The 15255-nt window shown below is 64.2% G+C and carries 13 protein-coding genes; 8 read left to right on the top strand and 5 right to left on the bottom strand.

What is annotated here, in order from left to right; translation table 11 throughout:
* Positions 1-128: 128 nt before the first annotated feature.
* On the top strand, positions 129-2345 hold the full coding sequence (locus CT676_RS05210; protein ID WP_135214077.1) for a SulP family inorganic anion transporter: 2217 nt from the start codon (positions 129-131) through the stop codon (positions 2343-2345).
* Between the two features lie 45 nt (positions 2346-2390).
* On the opposite strand, the gene CT676_RS05205 is transcribed toward CT676_RS05210, so the two are convergent.
* On the bottom strand, positions 2391-2744 hold the full coding sequence (locus CT676_RS05205) for a nuclear transport factor 2 family protein (protein WP_167767947.1): 354 nt from the start codon (positions 2742-2744) through the stop codon (positions 2391-2393).
* Between the two features lie 8 nt (positions 2745-2752).
* Positions 2753-3673 carry an NAD(P)H-binding protein gene (locus CT676_RS05200; protein ID WP_085405061.1) on the bottom strand — a complete coding sequence of 307 codons (921 nt, stop codon included), beginning with the start codon at positions 3671-3673 and terminating at the stop codon, positions 2753-2755.
* Between the two features lie 117 nt (positions 3674-3790).
* Between CT676_RS05200 and CT676_RS05195 the strand changes: the two genes are divergently transcribed.
* Entirely contained in the window at positions 3791-4603 is an 813-nt protein-coding gene (locus CT676_RS05195) for an AraC family transcriptional regulator (RefSeq protein WP_085405060.1), read from the top strand.
* A 13-nt stretch (positions 4604-4616) separates the two neighbouring features.
* Here the strand turns inward: CT676_RS05195 and CT676_RS05190 are convergent, their stop codons facing one another.
* Together CT676_RS05190 and CT676_RS05185 are read right to left on the bottom strand one after the other, a co-directional pair.
* Positions 4617-6110, bottom strand: coding sequence for an NAD-dependent succinate-semialdehyde dehydrogenase (locus CT676_RS05190; RefSeq protein ID WP_071908943.1), 1494 nt, complete (start codon positions 6108-6110; stop codon positions 4617-4619).
* A gap of 112 nt (positions 6111-6222) precedes the next feature.
* Positions 6223-6543, bottom strand: a complete 321-nt coding sequence (locus tag CT676_RS05185) for a hypothetical protein (RefSeq protein WP_028150598.1) — start codon at positions 6541-6543, stop codon at positions 6223-6225.
* A 347-nt stretch (positions 6544-6890) separates the two neighbouring features.
* On the opposite strand from CT676_RS05185, the gene CT676_RS05180 reads away from it, so the two are divergent.
* Entirely contained in the window at positions 6891-8084 is a 1194-nt protein-coding gene (locus tag CT676_RS05180; RefSeq protein ID WP_071908942.1) for a serine hydrolase domain-containing protein, read from the top strand.
* A gap of 118 nt (positions 8085-8202) precedes the next feature.
* Positions 8203-9897: an AMP-binding protein gene (locus CT676_RS05175; RefSeq protein ID WP_085405112.1), complete on the top strand. Its 1695-nt coding sequence runs from the start codon at positions 8203-8205 to the stop codon at positions 9895-9897.
* Positions 9898-10004: 107 nt separating this feature from the next.
* On the opposite strand, the gene CT676_RS05170 is transcribed toward CT676_RS05175, so the two are convergent.
* A complete protein-coding gene (locus CT676_RS05170; RefSeq protein WP_085405059.1) occupies positions 10005-11006 on the bottom strand; it encodes an adenosine kinase in 1002 nt (333 codons plus the stop codon).
* A gap of 125 nt (positions 11007-11131) precedes the next feature.
* Between CT676_RS05170 and murJ the strand changes: the two genes are divergently transcribed.
* From murJ to CT676_RS05150, 4 genes are all read left to right on the top strand, one after another.
* Positions 11132-12682, top strand: a complete 1551-nt coding sequence (gene murJ, locus CT676_RS05165; RefSeq protein ID WP_085405058.1) for a murein biosynthesis integral membrane protein MurJ — start codon at positions 11132-11134, stop codon at positions 12680-12682.
* A gap of 75 nt (positions 12683-12757) precedes the next feature.
* Positions 12758-13810 carry a tryptophan--tRNA ligase gene (trpS, locus tag CT676_RS05160; protein ID WP_085405057.1) on the top strand — a complete coding sequence of 351 codons (1053 nt, stop codon included), beginning with the start codon at positions 12758-12760 and terminating at the stop codon, positions 13808-13810.
* 110 nt (positions 13811-13920) lie between these two features.
* Positions 13921-14415: a universal stress protein gene (locus tag CT676_RS05155; protein WP_063980124.1), complete on the top strand. Its 495-nt coding sequence runs from the start codon at positions 13921-13923 to the stop codon at positions 14413-14415.
* Between the two features lie 261 nt (positions 14416-14676).
* Positions 14677-15246, top strand: a complete 570-nt coding sequence (locus tag CT676_RS05150; RefSeq protein ID WP_085405056.1) for a NifU family protein — start codon at positions 14677-14679, stop codon at positions 15244-15246.
* Positions 15247-15255 lie beyond the last annotated feature (9 nt).

Here is a 15255-nt window from a genome sequence, read left to right as displayed (position 1 = left end):
CACATGTCGTGAATGGAGATCCTCACCGCAAAACTGTCGGATATTTCACAGTTACAAGAATCCAGTTGCGCTAGGCCCGTACTCGTCTACGTCTCGGGACGGGACTTTTCAGGGGCGAGCGCAACGGCGTGACCGATCCAGCAATTATTCTCAGCCCGGCTTCGCGATTCAATCCGGCCCTCAAGCGTGCGTTGAATGATATATTGGGCGGAACGGCGGCCAGCGTCCTGACCGTCACCTTCGGGCTGTCCTATTCGCTGCTGATCTTCGCCGGGCCGCTCTCGCCTTACCTGTCCTACGGAATCACGGCGACGTTCGTCAGTTCCGCGGTGCTTGCGATCGTCATCGGGCTCGGCAGCTCCCTGCCCTTCGCAGTTGGTGCTCCCGACAGCTCGACCGCGGCGGTGACGGGAATTCTGGCGGCCTCGGTGGTCGAACGCCTCGAGACGGCGAACCTGTCGGCACCGCTGCTCTCGCCGGTTCTGATCACGCTCGGCCTGTCGACGGTGCTGACAGGATTGGTGCTGTGCGGATTGGGCCTGACGCGGCTGGGCCGCGCCATCCGCTACGTGCCCTATCCCGTCGTCGGCGGCTTCCTCGGCGCCACCGGGCTTCTCATCGCCCTGGGCGCGGTGCGGGTGATCACCAACCACCCGCTCCAGTTCACGACGCTGACGCACTTCGCCAACGGCACCACATTGCTGGAGCTGGGCGCCGCCTGCGCGATGGCGCTGGTGCTGTACTTGACCTGGCATCGCTCGCGCAGCCCGTTCGGACTGCCGATCATCCTGGTCGGCGGCGTGCTCACGGCGCATCTGGCGTTCTGGATCACCGGTGTTTCATTCGATCACGCTCGCGCCCTGGGCTGGACGTTTCAGCCGCCGCCGCAGGCGGTCTTCATGCTGCCCTGGCACACCGACGAACTCGCCCGCTATCCCTGGTTTGCCGTGCCGGACCTGCTCGGCAACGTGGTTGCCGTCATCTTCGTCACGGCCTCAAGCACGCTGTTCAACACCACCGGCATCGAGGTTGCCGTGCATCGCGAGGCCAATCTGGAGCGCGAGCTGAACGTCACCGGCGCCGCCAATATCCTGACCGGCATGCTGGGTGGCTATGCCGGGTGCAGCTCGATCAGCCGTTCGATCCTCAATTTCTCCAGCGGCGGCCGCGGGCGCCTGTCCGGCCTTACGGTCGCGGCGCTGTCCCTGCTGATGCTTGCCGTCGCGCCCGATCTGCTCGGTTTCATCCCGAAATTCGTCATCGGTGGCCTTCTGCTCTATCTCGGCGCCGACCAACTCCACAAATGGATCATCGAGTCGCGCAAGCGGCTCTCGAAGCTCGAATATATCTCCCTGATCGCCATCATCGCGATCATCGTCGCCTGGGGCTTCGTCCCGGGCATCCTGATCGGCGTGATCATTGGCTGCGCGACGTTTGCGTTCAGCGCCGCACGGGTGGAGTCGATCAAATACAGTTTCGACGGCTCGGAATATCGCTCCTCGCTCGACCGCTCGCGCGACGACCAGGACGTGCTGCTGGCCCATGGCGGCAACATCCAGGGCCTGAACTTGCAGAGCTATCTGTTCTTCGGCTCCGCCAACCGGCTCTACCAGCACGTCAAGCAGCTGCTCCAGGAGCGCCCGGAGTGCCGTTATCTGCTGTTCGACTTCAAGCTCGTCACCGGCGTCGACTCCTCGGCTGCCTACAGCTTCGCCCAGATCAAGCGCAGCGCGCATGACCTCGGCGTCGAGCTGATCCTGGTGCATCTGTCGGCGGCGGCCGAGAAGGTGCTGCGCTCCAGCGACTTCGTCGGTGAAGGCGTCACCACCATCGGCGAGCTCGATCATGCGCTGGAATGGTGCGAGAACGAGATCATCTCGCAGCATCAGGGGCGGGTGCAGGAAGAAGCCAGCCTGCGCGACTGGTTCACCGGGATACTCGACAGCGAGGCCGACGCCGACGCGCTGATCCACCGCTGCCAGCGCCTCGAGGTCGAGGCCGGCGACATCATCGTGCAGGCCGGCGACCCCGCCGATTCCATGCATTTCATCCTCGACGGCCGCGTCGGCATCATGGTCCCCGCCGACGACGACCGCACCACGCGCGTGCGCAGCCTGGGGCGCTACACCACGATCGGCGAGATGGGACTGGTGTCGAACACGCCGCGCAGCGCGACGATCCAGGCCGAGGTCGCCAGCGTGCTCTACGTGCTCAACACGCTCCAGTTCGACGCGATCAGGGACGAGGACCCCGCGCTCAGCCACAAGCTGCTGACCTTTTTCGTGTCGGTCATGGCCGAGCGGCTGACGTTCGCGAACCGGACGATTGCGGTGTTGCGGCGGTGACGGGCCTGTAGCCCGGATCGAGCGGAGCGCAATCCGGGCTACACGCTATTGGTCCCTCGGATTTACAAATCCATGAAGCTGCCGAATGCGGTCACCGTCCAACACCGCCATGTCGACGCCTGTGGCGGCAGGTGTTGCGGCTCCGGGCGCAGCCAGCGTCCAGCCGAACAGGACCTGATCGTGATGCGCGTTCACGTGACCGGCGAGCGTGAAGCGGAGATCCGGAAGTCTCGCCTGCAAGGCTTGCACCAGGCGCTCGATCGCGTCCTTTCCAGCCACCGAGTCATTCGGATCGATATAGACGCACGCGTCGCTGAAGACTCTGTCGATCAGCAACCGGCGCTTCCCGGCATCTCTCTCGTTCCAGACCGCGATGTAGTTCTGGACGAGATTGGTCACCTGTTCACTCATTTTGCTTCCTTCTCTGTCGCATCCATGTCTGCTACTTGCGAAAGTGTGTCGCGAACCATCGTGTCCAGACTGCTCGCGGTGACGCCCAGCAGTTTCTCTGTATCGCCGGCATCGAGCAAAAGCGGCTTTTCGAACAAATAGGCCATCTCGATCCCTTCGCTGAAGCCGATGCCTTCCAGCTCAGCCGGGGCGAGTCGCGACAGGCCAGGAGCGTCGATCTTCAGTGCGGCTGCGAATCTCCGTACCAGTTCGCGCACCGACGCCGACTGCGACGGCACGTGAAAGGCGCGGCCCCATTCTCCGGTGAAGCGCGACGCCGCAACCAGCGTCTTCGCCGTGTCCTTGGTGAAAGACCAGGCATGCGCGGCATCCGGATCGCCGAGGAAGGCAACCGCCTCGTTCCTAAGCAGCGACGGCAACGCCAGCAGGGAAAAATAGGCGACTGCGCCCTCGCCGAGATAATCGCTCGCCCGCACTTCAAGGGCGGGAACGCTCGATCGCAACGCACGCTGCCACATGATGTGCCGGGTCGTGCCCTTTCGGGTGGTCGGGTCCGGCTCCATGTTTGGCGTGAGCGGGCTCGCAGCCCCCGCGCCATAGCCATAGACATTCCCGACCACGAGCAGCCTGGCACCAACCTGCTCGGCCGCCTTGACCGTTCCGTCCATGATCGGAAAGAAGTCGGTCGGCCAACGATGATAGGCCGCCATCGCGCACATGAAGATCGCATCCGCGCCCTTGCTGAGTACCGCCAGCTGTGCGGCATCGGTGGCATCCGACGAAACCGTACGCACATCGCCGGCATTGAGCGATCCGGCATTCCTGCTGGTCAGGATGACACTGTGCCCTTCTTCCGCCAGAAGGCGCGCGGTTTCGCGCCCGACCGGGCCGGCTCCCACAATCACGTAGTGACTCACTTGGCATCCTCATTTGTCGGGAAACGACAGATGAGTTCTTTGACGCCGGCGCCGTTGAAAATCGCGCACGATCCGCCAAATATCGAACACGTTCCGCCAAGATCTGGAGCCTGACCCATGCGTGCGAGATCGAGTTCGGCGTCAACATCGGCCGGCGCCACCGCTGCGGCCAGGCGAACCGAGCCTGACGCCGTTGCGCTGGAGCCGATCGGCGATCACCGCATCATCATCCACCTCAGCCGGGCGACGCGCTCATTCTGTCTCGAGACCGGGGAGCAGTTTCTACGTCAGGCCGGCGATATCGATGTGGTTCCGTCGGGCGCGATCGGTGGCTTCGTTGCGGAGACGCCCTACCAGTCGCTTCAGATCCGGCTCGCACCAAGCATGCTGGACCACGCAGCATCCAGGAGCCGGCAATTGGCATCCGCCCGGCTCGCGCATCATCATATGCTGCGGAATGACCGTATCGTTCTGCTCGGACAGGCACTCGAAAGCGACGTGAAAGCGGGCTCGCCGAGCGGGCCGCTGTTTGCCGAAAACGTGGGAATGGCCCTGGCGGTCGAATTGATCAACCTGGCGAATGATCCGCCGGGAGAGGCCATCCGCCTCTCGAACGCGCAGCTCCAGAGAGTCCTCGCCTATATCGATGCAAATCTCGACCAGCCGCTCACAATCGACATTCTCAGCCGCGAGGCCGGCGTCAGCAGCTCGCATCTGCGGACCTGGTTCAAAGCGGCCATGGATATCACGATTCATCGCTACATCCTGAGAAGGAGAGTCGAGCACGCGCGCCAGCTTCTCCTTCAAGGCGATCGCAAGCTAAGCGATGTTGCCCTCGCAGCCGGCTTTGCCCATCAGTCCCATCTGGCCAAATGGATGCGACGCGAACTCGGACGCAGTCCCAGCGAACTACGTCGAAGCAAGGACTGATCGGCGGCGGGCCCTACACCCCCGCCATCATCACGTATTTGATCTCGACATATTCTTCCATGCCGTGACGCGAGCCTTCGCGGCCAAGGCCGCTTTCCTTGACGCCGCCGAAGGGCGCGACTTCGGTCGTGATCAGGCCGGTGTTGACGCCGACCATGCCGGATTCCAGCGCTTCGGCGACGCGCCAGACGCGGCCGAGATCGCGGGAGTAGAAGTACGAAGCCAAGCCAAACGGTGAGGCGTTGCACATCGCGATCACATCGGCCTCGTCCTTGAAGCGGATCACCGGCGCGAGCGGGCCAAACGTTTCTTCCTGCGCCACCAGCGAGTCCGGCTTGACGTCGGCAAGCACCGTCGGCTCGAAGAAGGAGCGTCCGAGCTCACTGCGCTTGCCGCCGGTGACGACCTTGGCGCCGCGCTTGACCGCGTCCGCGATGTGGCGCTCGACCTTGTCGACCGCTTTCAAATTGATCAGCGGGCCCTGCGTGACGCCGCTCTCGGTACCATCGCCGATCTTCATCGCCGCGACCTTCTTCGAGAGCTTCTGCACGAACTCGTCGTAGATCTTGTCCTGGGCGTAGATGCGGTTGGCGCAGACGCAGGTCTGACCCATGTTGCGGTATTTCGAGACGATCGCGCCTTCGACCGCGGCATCGATATCGGCATCGTCGAACACCACGAACGGCGCATTGCCGCCGAGCTCGAGGCCGAGCCGCTTCACGCCGACGGCGGCCTGCTGGTAGAGGATCTTGCCGACCGCGGTCGAGCCGGTGAAGCCGACGAAGCGCACCGCCGGGTGCTCGCACAGCACCTTGCCGATCGGCGGCGCGTCACCGGTGATGATATTGAGCACGCCCTTGGGCACGCCGGCCTTCTCGGCGAGCACGGCCAGCGCCAGCGCCGAGAGCGGCGTCTCGTTGGCGGGCTTCAGCACCACGGTGCAGCCGGCCGCCAGCGCCGGCGAAACCTTGCGGGTAATCATCGAGTTCGGGAAATTCCACGGCGTGATGGCGCCGCAGACGCCGATCGGCTGCTTGATCGCGAGCAGGCGCGCATCGGGCCGCTGCGTCGGGATGGTCTCGCCATAGACGCGACGGGCTTCCTCGGCGAAGAATTCGATATAGGCGGCACCGATATCGACCTCGCCGAGCGCCTCGGAGAGCGGCTTGCCCTGCTCGGAGGTGAGGATCAGCGCGAGATCCTCACGGTTGGCGATGATCAGCTCGAACCATTTGCGCAGGATGTTGGAGCGCTGCTTGGCGGTGTGCTTGGCCCAGGCCGGAAAGGCGCGCTCGGCGGCTTCGACCGCCTTGGTCGTATCGTCCGCACCAAGCTGCGGAACCTTCGCGAGCTCGATGCCGGTCGCAGGATTGTTCACCGCGAAGACCGGCGAGCCGACCCAGGCGCCGTCGATGTAGCAGGCCTCCTTCAGCAACGACGGATCCTTCAACCGGTCGCGCAGATTGGACGTGGCTTGCGGGGCGCGTGCGGCGGCAGTCGGGGTCATGGCGTTACTCCTCGGGGCGCGATCGGATCGGCCCCGAATATAGGGACAGACGGCGCGCAATGCACCGTCCCGCAACGCACATCTGCTGGGAGTTAAAGTGGCAACGGCGCGGTTATGCCGCGCCGCTCATATAGGTCTCGCGCCGGCCGATCATGCGCTCAGCGGCTGCCTTGGCGTCGGCCTTCGAGGACGTCGCGCACGTCCGATATTCGAGATCGGGAACGTCGGAGGTGTCGCGGCGGCCGAACCAGGATTTCGAGCCCACAGGAAGCAGCGCCAGCGCCTGCGCCAGATTGTCGACGGCGCCGAACGAATAGAGCGCGCCGGTGCCGGCGATCCGGACCTCGTAAATGCCGGGCGAAATCGGCGCCTCGAGATTGTCGCCCCGTCCGGGACGGGGATAGCGCTTCCATTCGCTCCAAGTCGAAATCATCTGAGGTCCCCCTCGCGGTCATGAACGACCGCCAATATTTGCATCAAGTCTTAACGTTGGCCGTCGATTGGCCGCGTGCGGAAACGCCGCAACGCACAAAATGTTTCAAGTGCTTCAAACACGTGAAACATATCGCCAGAGCCTATCCACGGTCACGGTGAGTTGCGGCCATCCACCGCAGATTGTGACGGAGTGTTGCAGTTCAGCCCTCTCTCGTCCTGCGCACGCCACGCACCGTCAAGTCACGACATCGCGACCGGCGCGGGCATCTGGACGCGCTTGCCGCGCGGACCGTGCAGGAGGACAATCATTCGCTTCCAACAATAATCAAACCGGAGGAAACGCGTATGCAAAGCAAAGCCCAGATCGACGAGATCCTGCGCCAGAAGAGCGACGCCAAGGAGATTCCCGGCGTCGTCGCGATCGCCGCCAGCGGCAACGACGTGATCTATCAAGGCGCGTTCGGCAAGCGCGACCTGTCCAAGCCCGATGCGATGACTGACGACAGCGTGTTCTGGATCGCCTCGATGACGAAGGCGGTGACTTCAGCGGGCGCGATGCAGCTCGTCGAGCAGGGCAAGCTGTCGCTGGATGCGCCGATCGGTTCGGTGCTGCCCGACCTCGCCAAGCCGCAGGTGCTCGAAGGTTTTGATGCCAAGGGCGAGCCAAAACTGCGGCCGGCGAAGGGCGCGATCACGCTACGCCAGCTCATGACCCACACCGCCGGTTTTGCTTACAATGTGTGGAACGGCGATCTCGCGGTCTATCTGGAGAAGACCGGAACCCCGAACATCTTCTCCTGCCAGGACGTCGCGCTGAAGACGCCGATCATGTCTGATCCCGGTACGCGCTGGGAATACGGCATCAACATCGACTTCGTCGGCAAGGCAGTGGAAGCCGTGAGCGGCAAGCGGCTCGATGCCTATCTGCGCGACAATCTCTTCACTCCGCTCGGTATGAGCGACACCGGCTTCAAGATCACCGACAACATGCGCCAGCGGCTGGTCGCCACCCATGCTCGCGGCGAGGATGGATCGCTGGCGCCGATTCCGTTCGAGATCGAGCAGAATCCGGAATTTTGCATGGGCGGCGGCGGCCTTTACGGCACTGCCGGCGACTACATCAAGTTCACCCAGATGATCCTCAACAAGGGCCGCGGCAACGGCAACCAGGTGCTGAAGCCCGAGACGGTCGCGCTGATGGGCCAGAACCACATCGGCGATCTCACCATTGGCAAGATGACGACGGTTGCGCCCATGTACACCAACGATGTCGATCTCTTCCCCGACATCGTGAAGAAGTGGGGGCTGTCCTTCCTGATCAATACTGCCAAGACGCCGGAGGGCCGCAGCGCCGGCAGCCTCGCCTGGGCCGGTCTCGCCAACACCTATTTCTGGATCGACCCGGCGCGCGATGTTTCCGGCGTGATCCTGATGCAGGTGTTGCCGTTCGTCGACGCCAAGTGCATCGAGGCCTTCACGGGCTTCGAGCGTGGTGTCTATGCCGGGCTCGATGCGGGCAGCGGGAAGAAGGCGGCCTAACCCCTTAGTATGAGGCGCGCGGCGTCGCGCGCCTTCGCTGCAATGGATAACCTCGTGCCAAGGCCATCGGCTTCAGGCACGAGGCAAGAGCTTTGAGGAGACGAGCTTGGTGGACAATTTGGCTGACAAAGCCGACAGCTATGTTTGCGGCATCTCGGACACGCCGCTGCTCGGCGAAACCATCGGCCGCAGCCTTGACCGCGCCGTGCGGCGCTGGGGCCATCGCGAGGCGCTGGTCTCGCCTAGCCACGGCGTGCGATGGACCTGGACCGAATTCGCCGAACGGGTCGACGCGCTCGCCGCCGGCTTTATCGCGCTCGGCCTCGAGCGGGGGCAGCGGATCGGCATCTGGTCGCTGAACCGGCCGGAATGGACGCTGACCCAGTTCGCCGCCGCCAAGGCCGGCCTGATCCTGGTGACGATCAATCCCGCCTACCGCTTGAGCGAGTTGGAGTTCGCGCTGCGCAAGGTCGGCTGTAAGGCGATCGTCACGGCGACCGTGTTCAAGACCAGTCATTACTTGGAGATGCTCAACACGCTGCTGCCGGAACTGGCCAGCGCCAAGCCCGGACAACTAAACGCAGCGCGACTGCCGGAGTTGCGGATGGTGATCCAGATCGGTGGCCCCGCGGCATCGGGCACGATCCCGTTCGAAGAAATCGCGCGCATCGGCGGAGCGCAGCATCGCGAGCAGCTCACTGCACTCGGCGCTGCCTTGCAATTCGACGATCCCGTCAACATCCAGTTCACCAGCGGCACCACGGGATCGCCCAAGGGCGTGACGCTGACGCACCACAATATCCTCAACAACGGCTATTTCACCGGACGTGCGATGCACCTGACCGAGCAGGATCGCATCTGCATTCCGGTGCCGCTCTATCACTGCTTCGGCATGGTGATGGGCAACCTCGCCTCCGTCACGCTCGGCACGACGATGGTATATCCCGGCGAGGGTTTCGATCCGCTCGCGACGCTGCGCGCGGTCGAGCAGGAAAAGTGCACGGCGCTGTACGGCGTGCCGACGATGTTCATCGCGGAGCTCGATCACCCCGACTTCCCGAAGTTCGACCTGACATCGCTGCGCACCGGCATCATGGCGGGCGCGCCCTGCCCGATCGAGGTGATGAAGCGCGTCAACACCGAGATGAACATGCGCGAGGTCACCATCGCCTACGGCATGACCGAGACCAGTCCGGTCAGCTTCCAGAGCGCGACGGACGACCCGCTCGAACGGCGCGTCTCGACCGTCGGGCGGATTCATCCGCATGTCGAGGTCAAGGTCGTCGATCTCGAGGGCAGGATCGTCAAGCGCGGCGAACGCGGCGAGCTCTGCACCCGCGGCTACAGCATCATGCTGGGCTATTGGGAGGAGAAGGAAAAGACGGCGGACGTGCTCGATGCCAATGGCTGGATGCACACCGGCGATCTCGCCACCATCGACGACGAGGGCTATTGCAACATCGTCGGCCGCATCAAGGATCTGGTGATCCGCGGCGGCGAGAACCTCTATCCGCGCGAGATCGAGGAGTTTTTGTATCGCCACCCCAAGATTCAGGACGTGCAGATTTTTGGCGTGGCAGACACTCGCTATGGCGAGGAGCTCTGCGCCTGGATCCGCGTCAGGCCGGGCGAGACGCTGACGGCCGAAGAGGTTCGCGCGTTCTGCGACGGCCAGATCGCGCACAACAAGATCCCGCGCTATGTGGAGTTCGTCGACGAGTTTCCGATGACCGTGACCGGCAAGATTCAGAAATTCGTGATGCGCGATGCGGTGGAGCAGCGGCTGGGATTGAAGGCGGCGAAGACGGCTTAGGGTACGGCGTCATTGCGAGCGCAGCGAAGCAATCCAGTCTGCCTCTGCGGAGATAGTCTGGATTGCTTCGTCGCTACGCTCCTCGCAATGACGGGGAGAAAGCGGAGTTAAACCGTCAACCCGCGCTGCTGCGCCAGCTCCTTCAGCGACACCTGCGGACGCGCGCCGATGTGCTGGATCACTTCGGCGGCCGCGAGCGCGCCGAGCTCGCCGCACTGCTTGTGCGCAAGGTTGCGCGCGAGACCGTACAGGAAACCGGCGGCGAAGAGATCACCGGCACCGGTGGTGTCCACCAGCTTCGCGATCGGTGAGGCCGGCGCTGCGACGGCCTCGGTCGGCGTCACCACCACGCAGCCCTTCTCGCTGCGGGTGACCACGCCGAGCTTGACGTCGTTGCGCAGCTGCTTCAGGGCGGTGTCGAAGTCCGAGGTCGTGTAGAGCGAATGCAGCTCGGATTCGTTGGCGAACACGATGTCGACGGTGCCGTTGCGCATCAGTCCGAGGAATTCGTCGCGATAGCGATCGACGCAGAACGAATCCGACAGCGTCAGCGCCACCTTGCGCTTGGCATCATGCGCGATCTGGGCCGCCTTGACGAAGGCGTCCTTGGCGTTCTTGGGGTCCCAGAGATAGCCTTCGAGATAGACGATGCCGGCAGAAGCGATCTCGGCCGGATCGATGTCGGCGGGCGACAAATCCTGCGCGGCACCGAGATAGGTGTTCATGGTGCGCTCGCCGTCATCGGTGACCAGGATGTAGGAACAGCCGGTCGCAGGGCCATCCTTCGCAGCGGGCGTGTTGAAGGCGACGCCGGCAGCGCGGATGTCGTGGACATAGAGCTTGCCGATCTGGTCGTCCTTGACCTTGCCGACATAGGCCGCGCGTGCGCCGAGGCTGCCGATGCCGACGATGGTGTTGGCGGCAGATCCGCCCGAGACTTCGGTCGCCGGCCCCATGTCCTTGTAGATGGCGGCGGCCCGCGCCTCGTCGATCAGGGACATGCTGCCCTTGGTCATACCGTGCTTGCCCAAAAAGGCCTCGTCGGTCTTGACCAGCACGTCGAACAGCGCGTTGCCGATGCCGAGAACGTCATATTTCACGTCAGCCATTCACCTTGATCCTGTTTGGCGGATTGCGATACCCGCGGAAATCCGCTTCCTGTCGGTCTGAAATCTGGCTCGCGGCCTATCACGACCGGCCCCAAGCGGGCAAGCAACGGTATTATGTCGGCGCAATGATCCGCTCTTTCCTGACAGTTTCAACGGGAACACTGGCCTCGCGGCTGCTCGGCTTTGCCCGCGATTCCATGATTGCCGCTCTGTTGGGCACGGGCGCGGTGGCGGACGCGTTTCTGGCAGCGTTCCAGCTCGTCAATGTGGTGCGACGGCTGCTCAGTGAGGGGGCGCTGAACGCTGCCCTGATCCCGGCCTGGCTACGCGTCCGTGACCGTGATGGCGAAGCGGCCGCTTCCGCCTTCGCGGGACGCGTGCTCGGCACGGTCAGCGCGGCGCTGATCGCGATTTCGATCGTCATCGCGCTTGTGATGCCACTGATCATCACGGTGATCGCGCCTGGATTTCTGGGTAGCGGCACGCTCGATCTTGCCGTCGCGAACGCGCGGCTGATGCTCCCCTATCTCGCCTTCGCCGGACCTGTCACCGTGCTGATGGGGCTGCTCAATGCGCAGGGGCGCTTTGCACTCACCGCATTCTCGCCGCTGCTGTTCAACATCGCGCTGATTGCGGCCATTGCGATGCTGCTCGTCTGGCATGCCGACGCCGGCTTCGCAGCATGGATGCTGGCGGCGACCGTCGGCGTGGCCGGCCTGCTGCAATTGCTGATGCTGCTGTCGCAGCGAAGCGCGCGACTGGCGACGCCGCTGCGGATCAGCTTCGACGCGGAGATGCGCGCCTTCTTTGCCAAAGCCATCCCGGGCATGATCGCAAGCTCGGGCCCGCAATGGCTGATGGTCGCGGGCGCGATCATCGCCTCGGCAACGCCCTCCGCCGTGTCCTGGCTCTATTTCGCCAACCGCCTGATCGAGCTGCCGCTCGGCATCGTCGGCGTCGCCATGGGCACGGTGCTGGTGCCGGAGCTGACGCGCGCGGTGCGTAGCGGCGACCGTGACGCCGTGGCGCATGCGGAATCGCGGGCGCTGGAACTGGCAACCGGGCTGGCGCTGCCGGCGACGCTCGGCCTCGTCGTGCTGGCCGAACCAATCGTGCGGCTGTTGTTCGAGCATGGCGCATTCAGCGCGGACGACAGTACGGCCACCGCGCATGCGCTGATGTGGCTGGCGCTGGGCCTACCGGCGCATGTGCTGATCAAGGCGCTGTCGCCGGCCTACTATGCCCGCAGCGACACGATGACGCCGCTGCTGGCGACCGCCAAGGGCTTTGTGGTCGCGATCGCCCTCGCTGTCGTGCTCGGACACGTCCTTGGCGCGAGCGGAATCGCTGCCAGCATCGCGGCCGGCGCCTGGAGCAGTGCGATCTCGCTGCTGCGGAAAGGCACCAGCGAGTTCGGCTTCTCGGTCGATGCGGCCGCCCGCAACCGGCTGCCGCGGATCGTGCTCGCCGCGGCTGCCATGGGCGCCCTGCTCTGGCTCACGACCGGTCTGACGCCCGCCGAGGCGCATGGGCTGATCCGCTTCATCGTCCTGGGCGTGCAGATCGCAGCCGGAATCGCCGTCTATGGCGTGCTCCTGCAGGTCCTCGGCGCGGCCTCATGGCGCGAGGCGGTTAACGTGCTGAAGCGCCCGGCCCGGACCGAGTCCGAGGCGTGACGCCATCGAATTACCCTTGACGGGGCAGCGCCGCTGTTGGAAACGACGGCCGAATACCTTCCAGGAAGACTTACCATGGCATTCGTTGAACGGGTCTTTTCGGGCGTCCAGCCGACGGGCAATCTGCATCTCGGCAATTACCTCGGCGCGATCGTGAACTTCGTGAAGATGCAGGAAACCCACAACTGCATCTATTGCGTCGTCGACATGCACGCGATCACGCAAGGCGTGGACGTCTGGGGCGGGCCGGTCGAGCTCGCGCGCAACACCCGCGAGGTGACCGCGGCGTTCATCGCGAGCGGCATCGATCCGAAAAAGCACATCGTGTTCAACCAGAGCCAGGTCTCGGGCCATGCCGAGCTCGCCTGGATCTTCAACTGCGTCGCGCGCATGGGTTGGCTGGGCCGCATGACCCAGTTCAAGGAGAAGGCCGGCAAGGACCGCGAGAACGCGTCCGTTGGCCTCTTCGACTATCCCGTGCTGATGGCCGCCGACATTCTGCTGTACCGCGCCACCCACGTTCCGGTCGGCGAGGACCAGAAGCAGCATCTCGAGCTCTCGCGCGACATCGCGCAGAAGTTCAACAACGACTTTGGTGACTCGATCCGCAGCCTCGGCGCCAATGACGGCCTGTTCTTCCCGCTGCCGGAACCGCTGATCACGGGACCGGCGACGCGCGTGATGAGCCTGCGCGACGGCACCAAGAAGATGTCGAAGTCGGACGCCTCCGACAATTCGCGCATCAATTTGACCGACGACGCCGACACCATCGCGCAGAAGGTGCGCAAGGCGAAGACCGACCCCGAGCCGCTGCCGTCAGAGGAAAAGGGCCTGGAAGCGCGCCCCGAGGCCGACAATCTCGTCGGTATCTTCGCCGCGCTCTCCGGCCGCTCCAAGGCCGACGTGCTCAGAGAATTCGGCGGCGGCCAGTTCTCCAGCTTCAAGAATGCGCTGGTGGATCTGTGCGTGACAAAACTCTCGCCGATCGCCGGCGAGATGAAGCGCCTCGTCGCCGACCCCGGCCATATCGACGCGATCCTGAACGATGGCGCCGACCGGGCCCGCGCCATCGCCGACGAGACCATGAAGCTCTCGAAGGACATCGTCGGCTTCATCCGCCGGCGCTGATTCCCCGCATTTGCGAGACCCGGCCGGCGCCCACTGCGCCGGCCGCTTCTCCTCTCCCCAAGCGTGAGGGAGTGTGGCAGCATGCCGGCCGTGCACATTCCGGGACATGCATGACCAGCAAGCGACTTTGCTTCGAGCCGGGTCACAAGCCCAAATGCCTCGTGATCGTCGATGACACCGCCGAATGGGATCGCGCGGTCTACTATGCCAGCCGCTGGGCGATCCGCGCCGGCGGCGGCGTGGTCATGCTGCGCATCATCGAGCCCGAGCAGCAGAGTCAGGAATGGCTTGGGGTGGCCGAGATCATGCGCGCCGAGGCGCAGGAGGCGGCGGAAGCCGCGCTCGACCGCGCCGCCGGCCGCGCCAACGGCATCGCCGCGATCACGCCGGAGCGGGTGATCCGCGAAGGCGATGCAATGGAACAACTGCTCGCCGTGATCGACGAGGACCCTGACATCGCCATGCTGGTGCTCGCCGCCAATCCCGGCGCGGAGGGTCCGGGACCGCTGGTCTCGCTGCTGGCGCATGAACTGGGCACGTTCCCGGTGCCGGTGACGATCATCTCGGGCGCGCTGAGCGACGGAAGCGTGGATTCGCTGTCGTAGGCGTCCCTATCTGGACTGCGGCCAACCAGATATCCGTCATGCTCGGGCTTGTCCCGGGCATCCACGTTCTTGGCGCCACCAAGCAAGGCGTGGATGGCCGGGACAAGCCCGGCCATGACGGCGCGGGAATATTAAAGTGTCCTAACTCGCTGATATCGCAACGAAACGCCCTCCCCGCCCCTTGACCGTGCGTTCCTCGTCGCCATCTGCTACTGGATAGCTTGCGCGCCGGCCTTGAACCGGCGACGTCTGGAGAAAACCATGTTCATTCAAACCGAAGCCACCCCCAATCCCGCCACGCTGAAGTTCATTCCCGGCCGTGTCGTCGTCGACGGCGGCCCGATGGAATTTTCGAGCCGCGAAGCGGCCACGCGCTCGCCGCTGGCCGAAAAGCTGTTCGACGTGCCCGGCGTCACCGGCGTGTTCTATGGATCGGATTTCATCACCGTGACCAAGGCGAACGGTGAATGGCAGCAGCTCAAGCCCGCGATCCTCGGCGCCATCATGGAGCACTACATGTCCGGCGCGCCGTTGCTCGCCGATGGCGCGGCTCCAAGCGATGTCGACCTCGACGACGAGGATGAGTTCTTCGACGAGTCCGATGCCGAGACGGTCGACATGATCAAGGATCTGATCGAGACCCGCGTGCGGCCCGCGGTCGCCAATGACGGCGGCGACATCACCTTCCGCGGCTTCAAGGACGGTATCGTCTATCTCAACATGAAGGGCTCCTGCGCCGGCTGCCCGTCGTCGACCGCGACGCTCCAGCACGGCATCCAGAATTTGCTCAAGCATTTCGTGCCCGACGTGGTCGAAGTCCGGCCGATGTAGGCGAAGTGC

It is taken from the genome of Bradyrhizobium sp. MOS001 (genome assembly GCF_004634465.1).
GTDB lineage: Bacteria > Pseudomonadota > Alphaproteobacteria > Rhizobiales > Xanthobacteraceae > Bradyrhizobium > Bradyrhizobium barranii.
Note: the sequence above shows the minus strand (reverse complement) of the source record. Positions and strands in the feature narration are given on the sequence as shown.